This window comes from Pseudomonas fluorescens (genome assembly GCF_900636825.1).
Lineage (GTDB): Bacteria > Pseudomonadota > Gammaproteobacteria > Pseudomonadales > Pseudomonadaceae > Aquipseudomonas > Aquipseudomonas fluorescens_BG.
Map to the genome: position 1 here is coordinate 805,311 of NZ_LR134318.1, position 13,046 is coordinate 818,356.

Here is a 13,046-nt window from a genome sequence, read left to right on the forward strand (position 1 = left end):
TTCGGGCTACTATCTGCGCTGACAGCAAAAGATCGCAGCCTTCGGCAGCTCCTACCTGCGCTGACAGCAAAAGATCGCAGCCTTCGGCAGCTCCTACGGGCAATGCATTCCAATGCAGGAGCTGCCGAAGGCTGCGATCTTGGCGATTTCAAAGAGGGAAGCCGTGAAAGCCAGATCCGATGAGTTGCAGATTTTTGTCTGCGTGATCGAATGCGGTTCGATTTCCGCCGCCGCCGAGCAGGTCGGGCAGACGCCGTCGGCGGTCAGTCGTACGCTGTCGCGGCTGGAAGCCAAGCTCGACACCACGTTGATCAACCGCACCACGCGGCGCATGGACCTGACCGAGGAGGGCAAGTATTTCTTCGAGCAGGCCAAGCTGATTCTCGATCAGATGGATCAACTCGAAGAGCGTCTGTCGTCGCGCCAGCAAACCCCGTCCGGGCGCCTGCGAATCAATGCGGCATCGCCGTTCATGCTGCATGCCATTGTTCCTTACATCGATGAATTCCGTGATCTTTACCCGGACATTCAACTCGAACTGAACAGCAACGATCTGATTATTGATCTACTGGAACAAAGCACTGACATCGCCATCCGTATCGGCGCCCTCGCCGATTCGACGCTGCACGCGCGCTCGCTTGGCTGCAGCCCGTTGCTGATCGTCGCCAGTCCGGCATATCTGAAAAAACATGGCGCACCGCAGCAAGTGGCGGATCTTGCCCAACACGTTTTGCTCGGCTTCACCCAGAACGAGGGCCTCAACCAGTGGCCGCTGCGCTACGTGCATGGTGATCGCTGGCCCATCACTCCGGCGATCAGCGCCTCCAGCGGTGAGACCGTGCGCCATCTGGCGCTGGAAGGTCAGGGCATCGCCTGCCTGTCGCACTTCATGACCATCGATGACATCCGCGCCGGGCGCCTGAAGGTGCTGCTTGGCGAATTCAACAGCGGTTATCGCCAGCCGATCAACGCGGTGTACTACCGTAATTCGCAGCTGGCCCTGCGCATTCAGTGCTTTCTCGATTTCATTCAGAGCAAACTGGCCGCATACGCCAGCGCCGATTTCAAAGGCTGATTCGTGACCCCTGCGCAAGAGTGAATTGGCCGGGAGCGGGTTTTTCCCTCGGCCGCCGCGGTCGATACTCGTCCCATCACTTATCCACGCAGGGAGTTTCTCCATGAACGTATTCATTACCGGCGCCGCCGGGTTTATCGGTGGTTCCATCGCGACCGGTCTGGTGCAGGCCGGCCATACCGTCACCGGTCTGGTGCGCAGCGCCGAACAGGCCAGCGAGCTCAACGCATTGGGCATCACTCCGGTCATCGGCACCCTTGAAGACAGCCAGTTGCTGGCAGACCAGGCGCGTGCCGCCGATGCCGTAATCAACGCCGCCAGCAGCGATCATCGCGGCGCGGTCGAAGCCTTGCTCGACGCTTTGCGCGGTTCGAACAAAGTGTTCCTGCACACCAGCGGTTCGAGCATCGTCGGCGACGCTTCGGGCGGTAAATCCAGTGACGTCATCTATTACGAAGACAACTTGCCGGAGCCAACCGCCGACAAAGCTGCGCGCGTGGCTATCGACAACCTGATCCTCGCCGCGGCGAAGGACGGCGTAAATTCGGCGGTGATCTGCAACACGCTGATCTACGGTCACAGCCTGGGCGTCAAACGCGACAGCGTGCAATTGCCGCGACTGCTGAAACAGGCGCGCAAAAGTGCTGTCGTTCGCCACGTAGGGACTGGCCAGAATATCTGGTCGAACGTGCACATCGAAGACGTCGTCGCCCTGTATTCACTGGCGCTGACCCAAAACGTGCCGGGCACTTTCTACTTTGTCGAGAGCGGTGAAGCCTCATTCATCGACATGACCACCGCCATGGCCGAAGCCCTCAATCTGGGCCAGCCGCAAGATTGGCCGCTGCAGGACGCCGAAGCCGAATGGGGCTATGAAATGGCCAACTATGGCTTGGGTTCCAACAGCCGCGTGCGCGGCAAACACGCCCGCGAAATGCTGGGCTGGGCGCCGAAGCGCACGTCAGTGGTTGAATGGATTCGTAACGAAATGGTGTGATTTCAGTGCACCGAGTGAAGCCATTCGCGAGCAGGCTCGCTCCCACAGGTGGCCGCGTTCTGCCAGGAGGAATGTGATCAAAAATTGTAGGAGTGAGCCTGCCCGCGAAAGCGTTGTGTCAGTCAAATAATTGGGTTTTGACACACCGCAATCGCGAGCAGGCTCACTCCTACAGGTTGACTGCGTTCTGCCTGGGAACTGTAATTCCTGTGGTAGCTGGCTTGCCAGCGATAGCGCTAGATCAGTCGCCACCCATGTTGAACTTGCCGCCGTCATCGCTGGGAAGCCAGCTCCCACAGGGACTTTGTGGTGGCCAGAAAGCCATGAAAATTCCGCCCTGCGATTTTCATTAATCGCGACAAGACGTATCCGTCAGCGACACACCTTACCTCTCCACGAAAATTACTTTCATGTGGTTTGAAATCTCGATCTCGAAATGATTTATGAGTTTCACAACCCATTCGAACGTGACCCTTTCGAGGAGTACCGCATGACGCCTTCCTTCGGCTATTGGCTGCTGGTCTATGCCGCCGTCGCCATCATCGCTCTGATCGTGTTGATCGCCCGTTATCGGCTCAATCCGTTCATCGTCATTACGCTGATTTCCATTGGCCTGGCATTGGTGGCGGGGATGCCGCCGTCGGGCGTGGTCGGGGCTTATGAGGCGGGGGTGGGCAAGACGCTGGGGCACATTGCGCTGGTGGTCGCGTTGGGAACGATGCTCGGCAAGATGATGGCCGAGTCTGGCGGCGCCGAGCAGATGGCGCGCACACTGATCGACAAGTTCGGTGAGAAAAACGCGCACTGGGCGATGGTCTGCATCGCGTTTCTTGTCGGCTTGCCGCTGTTCTTCGAAGTTGGTTTCGTTCTGCTGGTGCCCATTGCATTCACCGTGGCGCGGCGGGTCGGCGTGTCGATTCTGATGGTCGGTTTGCCGATGGTCGCCGGCCTTTCGGTGGTGCATGCGCTGGTGCCGCCGCATCCGGCAGCGATGCTCGCGGTGCAGGCCTATCAGGCGTCGGTTGGGCAAACATTGCTGTATGCGATTGCCATCGGCATTCCGACAGCGATCATCGCCGGCCCGCTCTACGCCAAGTTCATCGTGCCGCGCATTCAACTGCCGGCGGACAACCCTCTGGAAAAGCAGTTCCTCGACCGCGAACCGCGCGACAAACTGCCGGGCTTCGGCATCACCATAGCGACTATTCTGCTGCCCGTGGTGTTGATGCTGATCGGCGGCTGGGCCAATCTGATTTCCACGCCGGGCAGCGGCTTCAACCAATTTCTGTTGTTCATCGGCAACTCGGTGATCGCCCTGTTGCTGGCGACATTGTTGAGTTTCTGGACGCTGGGCATCGCCCAGGGTTTCAACCGCGAATCGATTCTGAAATTCACCAACGAATGCCTCGCACCGACCGCCAGCATCACCTTGCTGGTTGGCGCTGGCGGCGGCTTGAACCGGATTCTGGTCGAGGCGGGCGTCACCGATCAGATCGTCGGTCTCGCCCACGAATTTCATCTGTCGCCGCTGATCATGGGCTGGTTGTTCGCGGCGTTGATGCGCATCGCCACCGGCTCGGCGACCGTGGCGATGACCACTGCGTCCGGTGTGGTCGCGCCGGTGGCCATCGGTCTGGGTTATCCACACCCTGAATTGTTGGTGCTGGCGACTGGCGCTGGCTCGGTTATCTTTTCCCACGTCAACGACGGCGGCTTCTGGTTGATCAAGGAATACTTCAACATGACGGTCGCGCAGACGTTCAAGACCTGGACCGTGCTCGAGACGTTGATCTCGCTGGTCGCTTTCGCGCTGACCATCGGCCTTTCTTACCTGCTGTAACCGGAGCCCGCCGCCATGGACATCCTCTACCAGATCCGCGCCCGCCAGGATTCCTTCAGCGCCGGCGAGGGCCGCATCGCCCGGTTGATGCTCGACGATGTCGGTTTCGCCGCCAGCGCCAGCCTGGAAGAGCTGGCGCAACGGGCCGAGGTCAGTACCGCCACGCTGTCGCGATTCGCCCGCACTGTCGGCTGCCGCGACCTGCGCGATCTGCGCCTGCAACTGGCCCAGGCCAGCGGCGTCGGCAGCCGTTTTCTCGACCCGGCGGGGACACCCGAGCAATCGGCTTTTTACCGGCAGATCGTCGGCGACATCGAAACCACCTTGCGCCAACATTTGGCCGGCTTCGACGAATCAAGATTCGCCGACGCAGTGAAACTGTTAAGCCAGGCACGGATGATTCACGCCTTCGGCATGGGCGGTTGCTCAACCCTTTGTAGCGACGAATTGCAGGTGCGTCTGGTGCGGCTCGGCTACCCGATTGCGGTGTGTCACGACGCGGTGATGATGCGCGTCACCGCCGCCAGTTTGAACGCCGAGCAAGTGCTGATCGTCTGCTCGCTAACCGGCATCACCCCGGAGCTGCTGGAAACGGTAGAGCTGGCGCGCAACTACGGCGCACGCATTCTCGCCATCACGCGCGGCGATTCGCCGCTGGCCGAACTGGCTGACGTCGTGCTGCCGCTGCAAGGCGCGGAAACTTCGTTCATCTACAAACCGACCGCGGCGCGCTACGGCATGCTGCTGGCCATCGACGTGCTCGCCACCGAGCTGGCGCTGGCCAGTCCTGAAGACAATCAAGAACGTCTGCGGCGAATCAAACTCGCCCTCGACGAATACCGTGGCGGCGACGATCACCTGCCGCTGGGAGACTGACATGCAGTACGACACGCTGATCCGCAACGCCTTGATCATCGATGGCAGCAACACCCCAGGCTATAAGGCCGACGTGGCGATTGTGAATGGTCGCATTGAACACATCGGCGACCTGCACGACGCCAGCGCCACGGAAACAATCGATGCCGCCGGCCGGGTGCTGGCGCCGGGTTTCATCGACGTCCACACCCACGACGACACGGTTGTGATTCGCCAGCCGCAGATGTTGCCCAAACTCAGCCAGGGCGTGACCACAGTGATTGTCGGCAACTGCGGGATCAGCGCTGCGCCGGTCAGCCTGAAGGGCAATCCACCGGATCCGATGAACTTGCTCGGCACGGCAGCGGCGTTTGTTTACCCGCGTTTCAGCGACTACCGCGCAGCGGTCGAAGCGGCCCACACCACGCTCAACGTTGCCGCACTCGTCGGTCACACGGCGCTGCGCAGCAATCACCTCGACGACTTGTTCCGCACCGCGACGCCTGGGGAAATCGCTGCCATGCGCGAGCAATTGCGCGACAGCCTCGAAGCGGGTGCGTTGGGCTTATCCACAGGTCTCGCCTATGCCAGTGCTTTCAACGCTTCCACCGATGAAGTAATGCAACTGACCGAAGAGCTGACGGCGTTCGGCGCGGTGTACACCACCCATTTGCGCAGCGAATTCGCACCCGTGCTGGAGGCGATGGACGAAGCATTCCAGATCGGCCGTCACGCGCAATCACCGGTGATCATTTCTCACCTCAAATGCGCCGGTGTCGGCAACTGGGGACGCAGTCCGCAGTTGCTCGCAGCGCTGCAAGAGGCAGCGAAAACTCATCCGGTCGGTTGCGATTGCTACCCGTATGCGGCGAGTTCTTCGACGCTGGATCTCAAGCAAGTCACCGACGCCCACCGCATCACCATTACCTGGTCGACGCCGCACCCGGAAGTCAGCGGCCGTGATCTGATCGACATCGCCGCCGAATGGAATGAGCCGTTGCTCGAGACGGCGAAACGCCTGCAGCCGGCAGGCGCCGTTTACTACGGCATGGACGAGGCGGATGTACGAAGAATCCTCGCCCACCCACTGTCGATGGTCGGTTCTGACGGACTGCCGGAAGACCCGTTCCCGCATCCGCGTCTGTGGGGCGCTTTCCCACGGGTGCTCGGACATTTCAGTCGCGACGTCGGCCTGTTTCCGCTGCACACCGCAGTGCACAAGATGACCGGTCTGTCAGCCGCGCGCTTTGGTTTGAAGCAAAGGGGCGAGATTCGTGAAGGGCATTGGGCTGATCTGGTGTTGTTCGATCCTGAAACCGTACGCGATGTTGCCGATTTCAACGATCCGCAGCGAGCGGCGCAGGGGATTGATGGGGTTTGGGTCAACGGCGTGTTGAGTTATTGCGATGGCCAGGCGAATGGGCGCAGGGCAGGCCGGTTTTTGCCGAGGGATGGGGATTTGCGCGAAGGATTTCATTGAGTCGCATAAAGCAAAAAGATCGCAGCCTGCGGCAGCTCCTACAGGAGATCGCATTCCAATGCAGCCGCTGCCGCAGACTGCGATCTTTTGATTTTATTTAATGATGGCACTCTGAGATTAAAGAAAGCCATCATCAAGCCGAATCCCTGACATCCAGCCCAGCTACACTGTCGGGCCAACCAGTCAGGGAGCACCCCATGAGCTTCGGCAAAACCACACCGATCCTGCGGATCTTCGATGAAGCCAAAGCCGTCGAGTTTTACGTCGACTTTCTCGGTTTCAAGATCGACTGGCAGCATCGCTTCGAGGCGAATTTTCCGTTGTATCTGCAGGTGTCTCGCGGCGAGTGTGTGCTGCATCTGTCCGAGCATCATGGCGACGCGAGTCCCGGTTCGGCGCTGCGCATCGAGACCGATGAGCTGGAGGCATTTCAGCAGCAATTGATCGCCAAGGATTACAAATTCTCCCACCCACAGATCCAGGCGATGCCGTGGGGCAGCCAGGACATGACCATTGCCGACCCGTTTGGTAATCGGTTGGTGTTCACCAACGCGATCAGCCTGTAAAACGGCAGCAGCCGGGCTTGTTGCGAAAGCGGCGGTTCAGTCACACAGGTGTTGAATGTCAGACCGTATTCGCTGGCAAGCCAGCTCCCACAGGGTTTCGCGCCAGTTACATGTTTTTTGTTCACGACTGGGACATTGGGAAATCTGGCTTGCCAGCGATGAGGCCAGTGCATTCACCGCCGATGCCGCTGCCGAAACTCCCCCGGCGGCATCCCGCGCCAAGTTTTGAAGGTGCGGTGAAACGAGCGCGGTTCGGTGAAACCCAGATACTGCGCAATGTCCTGAATCGCCAGCGTACTGTTGAGCAGATAATGCTCCGCCAGCTCCTGACGCAAATCATCGAGAATCTGCTGATACGACGTCCCTGCCTGCTGCAACTGTCGCTGCAAGGTGCGCACCGACACGCTGAGCTGTTCGGCTACTTGCTCTTTGCGCGGCAGCCCCTCCTTGAGCAAACCGCGCAGAATGTTTTTTACCTGCTGCGCCAACGACGCATCCTCCAGCGTCGCCAGCAAGCCCATCGCATGTTCTTCCAGCGTTCGCAGCAGCTGCGCGTCCGCCTGGCGTAATGGCAATTGCAAATAAGACAGCGGCACGATCAGCGCCGAATACGCCTGATCGAACAACACCGGGCAATCGAAAAAGGCGTCGTATTGCGCAGGTAAAACTGCGACCGGGCACGGGTGTTCCAGCCACACGCCGGCGGGGGATAGCTGCGTATCGGCAATCCAGCGCGCGTATTGCAGCCACGAACCCAGCACATTTTCTATCAGATGGCGACGGATCTGCGGTCGCTCGTAGCGGCACGTCCAGATCAGATGCACATGATCGTCGTGCACTTCGGCGCGGCTCACGCCCATGTCGCCGACCAGTTTTTCGAACGGCATGATCCGGCTCATCGCATCGCCCAATGTTGCGCAATTCATGGTGATGTAACCGAGTACGCTCCATGAGTTGGGCAGAACAAAATTCGCCGCGTGAAGCCCGAACAACGGATCGCCCGAGTGTTCGCAGAAATACGCCAGCAGCCGCTCGTGGGCCTCACCGGGCAGGCGCAACGTATTGTCGTTCAACTGCTGGGCGTGCAACCCGGCCGCCGCCAACGCCGGTTCGATCGCCATGCCCAACTGTTCGGCATGGCGCAGGTATTTGAGCAATGGCGGGACGGAGGTGAAGCCAAGCGAAGGCATGTTCGCGGTCCTTTGATCGGCGACGCATGGGCGAATGAGTGTCGCCAGCTAAGTGGATTGTGCGGCGAAAGTAAATGACCTGACGATTGGCGCCAATGGCTACAGCGACTGGCCGGATACGACCGTGACACTTTTCCCGCACTGACTAGTATGCAAGCTTGATCCAACGGCAGAAAAGGACACACGCATGCGACGCTGGAACGGCTGGGGCGAGGCAACCACAGTGGTCGAACTGCCCGCCCAGGGCACGAGATTTCTCCATGAACGCCTCGGCACTGGCCGGGCTTTACCGGACGCCTCGCTGGAAACGGCGCTGGCACGAGTACCGGCTTCGCGTCTGATGGCGCATCGCTTATACAGCGTCGATGCCCACGATCGCTTGTTGCACGCTCGCGGCCAGAGCCTGCCGGACTGGCTGGCGTTGCGCGAAGGTGCGCTGGGTCGTTACCCGGATGCCGTGGCGTTCCCCGAAACTGCCGGACAGATTCGCCAGTTGCTGGCACTGGCGCATGACCAGAATCTGTGCCTGATTCCCTACGGCGGCGGCACCTCGGTGGCCGGGCACATCAACCCGCCCGAATCTGCGCGACCCGTGGTGACGGTTTCGCTGGCGCGGATGAATCGTCTGATCGACCTCGATCAACAGAGCTTGCTGGCGACCTTCGGCCCCGGTGCCACCGGGCCGCAGGTCGAAAGCCAATTGCGCGCGCGGGGCTACACACTCGGGCATTTCCCGCAATCGTGGGAACTGTCGACACTGGGCGGTTGGGTCGCCAGCCGCTCCAGCGGTCAGCAGTCGCTGCGCTATGGGCGGATCGAGCAGTTATTCGCTGGCGGAACCCTGGAAACCTTCGCCGGCCCACTGCAGATTCCGACTTTCCCGGCGTCAGCGGCCGGCCCGGATTTGCGCGAAGTAGTGCTGGGTTGCGAGGGCCGTTTCGGGGTCATTTCCGAGGTCAAGGTCAGGGTCAGTGCGCTGCCCGCCGATGAACGTTTCTACGGTGTGTTCTTGCCGGATTGGCCGCAGGCACTCAGGGCCATTCGCCAATTGGCGCAGGCGCGCGTGCCGTTGTCGATGCTGCGCCTGTCGAACGCCGTGGAAACCGAAACGCAATTGGCGCTGGCCGGACATCCGCAGCAGATTGCCTGGCTGGAAAAATATCTCAAGCTGCGCGGCGCCAGCGACGGCAAATGCCTGCTGACCTTCGGCGTCACCGGCAACCGCCAGCAGAATGCGCTATCGCTGAAACAGGCACGCCGACACCTGAAAGCGTTCGGCGGCGTCTTCACCGGCACGCTGCTCGGCAAGAAATGGGCTCAGAACCGCTTCCGCTTTCCCTATCTGCGCGAGAATCTGTGGAACGCCGGTTACGTGGTCGACACCCTTGAAACCGCCACCGACTGGAGCAACGTCGACAGTCTGCTCAGCCTCATCGAAAACAGCCTGCGCGACGCCTTGGCCGCCGAGGGGGAACGGGTGCACGTGTTCACCCATCTGTCCCACGTTTACGGCGAAGGCTCGAGTATCTACACCACCTACGTGTTTCGTCCGGCGGCCGATTACCCCGCGACGCTGGCGCGCTGGAAAGCACTCAAACACGTCGCCAGCCAGACCATCGTCGACAACCACGGCACCATCAGCCACCAGCACGGCGTCGGCAAGGATCACGCGGCGTATCTGCAGCACGAGAAGGGCGCGCTGGCGATGGATACGCTGCAAGCGCTGAGCAAGCATTTCGATCCGGCCGGGCGCCTCAATCCCGGCACGCTGTTGCCGGAGCGACACCCATGACGGCGGACTGGAACGCACAGTGGCGCGAGCAAATCATGCCGACGCTGGCGGATCAAACCTGGGATCTGATCGTCATTGGCGGCGGCATCAGCGGCGCTGGAATTTTGCGTGAAGCGGCGCGCCGGGGCTGGCGCTGTCTGCTGCTGGAACAGCGCGATTTCGCCTGGGGCACGTCCAGCCGATCGTCGAAAATGGTTCATGGCGGTTTGCGTTACATCGCCAAGGGCCAGTGGCGCCTGACTCGTGATTCGGTGCGCGAGCGTCAGCGCCTGCTCGACGAAGCGCCGGGACTGGTTGAGCCGATGAGTTTCATGATGCCGCACTATCGCGGCGGCTTTCCCGGGCCTCGGCTGTTGGGTGGCCTGTTGAGTGTCTACGACGCGTTGGCGGGACGGCGCAGCCATCGTTTTCATGATGCGCAACAACTGCGATTCCTCGCGCCGGGTGTGAAGGAAGATGACTTGCTCGGTGGCAGCTGTTTTGTCGACGCGCTGACCGATGACGCGCGGCTGGTGATGCGCGTGTTGAGCGAAGCGCGGGCCGACGGCGCCGTGGTGCTCAATGGCGTGCGCGTGACCCATGTGCGGCGCGACGACGGTCGAGTGAGTGGCGTGGACGTCGAGGATTGCGAGGCCGCTTCTTCACTGCAATTGCGCTGCGGCGTGCTCGCAGTGGCCACCGGCGCATGGGCTGAACGGCTGCGGCCGACCGAGGCGCCACGGCAATTGCGCCCGTTGCGCGGCAGTCATTTATTGCTGCCGGGCTGGCGTCTGCCGGTGGCGCAGGCGTTCACTTTTCTGCATGCGAGCGACCGGCGCCCGGTGTTCGTGTTTCCCTGGGAGGGCGCGACGGTGGTCGGTACCACGGACCTCGATCATCGCGAAAACCTGGATCACAGCGCGAGCATCAGTGGCGAAGAGCTCGACTACTTGCTCGCCGCCTGCGCACAGCAATTTCCCGGCGCTGAAGTGACGGCCGACGATGTGCTGTCGACCTGGTCCGGCGTGCGTCCGGTGGTCGGCGGTGCGGCCGGCGATCATCGAGGCAAACCGTCGAACGAAACCCGCGAGCATGTGCTGTGGGAAGAGCCCGGTTGCGTGACGTTGGCCGGGGGCAAACTGACGACGTTTCGCCCGCAAGCCATCGAAGTGCTCAAAGCCTGCGCGGCGATGCTCGGGCGTTCGTTCATCGATGACGGCGCGCCGGTGTTCGCTGCCGTGCCGCCACACGCTGTTGACGGTCTGAGCACGAATCAATGGCGGCGCCTCGCTGGTCGTCATGGCCGAGACTTGCCGAGGCTGGCGCAACTGCTCGCCGAACTTGGTCACGAAACGGTGGGCGCCACGGCGACGTTATGGGCAGAGCTGGCATTTGCTTGCGAGGCGGAAATGGTTCTGCACCTTGATGATTTGCTGCTGCGGCGCACCCGTTTGGGCCTGTTGCTGGCACGCGGTGGCGAGGATTATTTCCCGGCGATGCGCACGCTGTGTCAGCCGCGATTGGACTGGAGCGACGCGCGCTGGGACGAGGAAATCCAGCGCTATCGTGCGCTGTGGCTGCGCGACCATGGGTTGCCGGAGGCCACGCCATGACGGAAAAACAATACCTGCTGGCGATCGACAACGGCACCCAAAGCGTGCGCGCGTTGCTGTTCGATCTGCAGGGCAATCTGCTGGGCAAAGGCAAGGTCGAGTTGCAGGCCTATTACTCCACGCAACCGGGCTGGGCCGAGCAGGATCCGGAATATTACTGGGCAAAACTCGGCGAAGCCTGCCAGCTGCTGTGGACGCAAACCGGCATTGATCGCTCGCGGATTGCCGGGGTGTCGCTGACCACGCAACGCGGCACGGTGATCAACGTTGATGCTCAAGGGAAACCACTGCGCCCGGCGATTGTGTGGCTCGATCAACGTCAGAGTGAGATCGATGGCGGCATCAAAGGCCCCTGGGGCTGGCTGTTGAAGCTGGTCGGTGCGCAGGCGACGGTGGATTATTTTCGCGCCCAGGCCGAAGCCAATTGGATCGCCCGTCATCAGCCGGAGGTGTGGGCGGCGACCGACAAATTCTTGCTGCTGTCGGGCTTTCTCACCCATCGCTTGTGTGGGCGCTTTGTCGATTCGATCGGCTGCTGCGTCGGCTATCTGCCGTTCGACTTCAAGCGGCTGAAATGGGCCGCGCCCCGCGACTGGAAATGGCAAGCGCTGACGGTGCGTCGCGAGCAACTGCCGAGCCTGCACAAACCCCGCGAAACCCTCGGCTACATCAACGCTGAAGCTGCTCGTCACACCGGTATTCCCGAAGGGCTGCCGCTGATTGCGGCGGGCGCGGACAAAGCCTGCGAAGTGCTCGGCTCGGGTGTCGTCGATGACGCTACCGTGTGTCTCTCCTACGGGACTACCGCGACGATCACCAGCACCCGCTCGCGCTATCTGGAAATCGTCCCGCTGATTCCGCCGTACCCCTCGGCAATGCCGGATCAGTACAACTGCGAGGTGATGATTTATCGCGGTTACTGGATGGTCAGTTGGTTCAAGAAAGAGTTCGGCCTGCGCGAGATGCAACAGGCCGAAGCGCAGGGTATCGAGCCGGAGCAACTGTTCGACGCGCTGGTCAACGCGGTGCCGCCGGGCTCGATGGGTTTGATGCTGCAACCGTACTGGTCGCCGGGAATTCGTGAACCGGGCGTGGAAGCCAAAGGCGCGATGATCGGTTTCGGCGACGTACACACGCGCGCGCATATTTACCGGGCGATTCTGGAAGGGCTGGCGTACGCGTTGCGCCAAGGCATGGAGAGTATCGAACGGCGCTCGAATGTCTCGATCAAGCGGCTGCGGGTGGCTGGCGGAGGTTCGCAAAGTGATGCCGCAATGCAACTGACCGCGAACATTTTTGGCCTGCCGGCCGAGCGCCCGCATGTGTATGAGGCATCCGGGTTGGGGGCGGCGATTTGCTGTGCGGTGGGATTGCGGCTTCACAAGGATTTTCCTGCGGCCATCGCGGCGATGACGCGGGTTGGCGCGGTGTTTACGCCGCAACCTGAAGCGCAGAAAGTTTACGATCAGTTATACAGAGAGGTGTACTTGCGGATGTACCGCCAGTTGAAACCGCTTTACCAGAGCATTCGTAAAATTACCGGGTACCCGGAATAGCAACCACCAGATTCCGTTTAAAGATGCCCAGGCTGTTTATTTTGCTGCGCCGTGTCTCCACGGCACAGCGCAACGGCAGCTGCTTCTTCTAAAGACGGCGCTC

Annotated in this window: 10 protein-coding genes; 9 read left to right on the top strand and 1 reads right to left on the bottom strand. The window is 61.0% G+C overall.

Going from position 1 to position 13,046, the window contains the following annotated elements; translation table 11 throughout:
- Positions 1–163: 163 nt before the first annotated feature.
- From EL257_RS03555 to EL257_RS03580, 6 genes are all read left to right on the top strand, one after another.
- A complete protein-coding gene (locus EL257_RS03555; RefSeq protein WP_126359879.1) occupies positions 164–1,075 on the top strand; it encodes a LysR family transcriptional regulator in 912 nt (303 codons plus the stop codon).
- A gap of 103 nt (positions 1,076–1,178) precedes the next feature.
- Complete coding sequence (locus tag EL257_RS03560; RefSeq protein WP_126359881.1) at positions 1,179–2,072, top strand: NAD-dependent epimerase/dehydratase family protein; 894 nt, start codon at positions 1,179–1,181, stop codon at positions 2,070–2,072.
- A gap of 490 nt (positions 2,073–2,562) precedes the next feature.
- Positions 2,563–3,912, top strand: a complete 1,350-nt coding sequence (locus EL257_RS03565) for a GntP family permease (protein ID WP_126359883.1) — start codon at positions 2,563–2,565, stop codon at positions 3,910–3,912.
- 15 nt (positions 3,913–3,927) lie between these two features.
- The gene (locus tag EL257_RS03570) at positions 3,928–4,788 is read left to right on the top strand and encodes a MurR/RpiR family transcriptional regulator (protein WP_126359885.1); all 861 of its coding nucleotides are present in this window, start codon (positions 3,928–3,930) and stop codon (positions 4,786–4,788) included.
- Position 4,789: 1 nt separating this feature from the next.
- Positions 4,790–6,247, top strand: coding sequence for a D-aminoacylase (locus EL257_RS03575; protein WP_126359887.1), 1,458 nt, complete (start codon positions 4,790–4,792; stop codon positions 6,245–6,247).
- 197 nt (positions 6,248–6,444) lie between these two features.
- A complete protein-coding gene (locus tag EL257_RS03580) occupies positions 6,445–6,813 on the top strand; it encodes a glyoxalase superfamily protein (protein WP_126359889.1) in 369 nt (122 codons plus the stop codon).
- A gap of 173 nt (positions 6,814–6,986) precedes the next feature.
- Here the strand turns inward: EL257_RS03580 and EL257_RS03585 are convergent, their stop codons facing one another.
- Entirely contained in the window at positions 6,987–8,003 is a 1,017-nt protein-coding gene (locus EL257_RS03585; RefSeq protein ID WP_126359891.1) for an AraC family transcriptional regulator, read from the bottom strand.
- A gap of 187 nt (positions 8,004–8,190) precedes the next feature.
- Between EL257_RS03585 and EL257_RS03590 the strand changes: the two genes are divergently transcribed.
- Genes EL257_RS03590 through EL257_RS03600 form a run of 3 tightly spaced genes read left to right on the top strand, consistent with a single transcriptional unit; the run spans position 8,191 to position 12,943 of the window.
- Positions 8,191–9,795, top strand: a complete 1,605-nt coding sequence (locus tag EL257_RS03590) for an FAD-binding oxidoreductase (RefSeq protein ID WP_126359893.1) — start codon at positions 8,191–8,193, stop codon at positions 9,793–9,795.
- On the top strand, positions 9,792–11,387 hold the full coding sequence (locus EL257_RS03595) for a glycerol-3-phosphate dehydrogenase/oxidase (RefSeq protein ID WP_126359895.1): 1,596 nt from the start codon (positions 9,792–9,794) through the stop codon (positions 11,385–11,387). Before EL257_RS03590 ends, EL257_RS03595 begins: the two co-directional genes overlap by 4 nt.
- Complete coding sequence (locus EL257_RS03600; protein ID WP_126359897.1) at positions 11,384–12,943, top strand: FGGY-family carbohydrate kinase; 1,560 nt, start codon at positions 11,384–11,386, stop codon at positions 12,941–12,943. Before EL257_RS03595 ends, EL257_RS03600 begins: the two co-directional genes overlap by 4 nt.
- Positions 12,944–13,046: the final 103 nt, after the last annotated feature.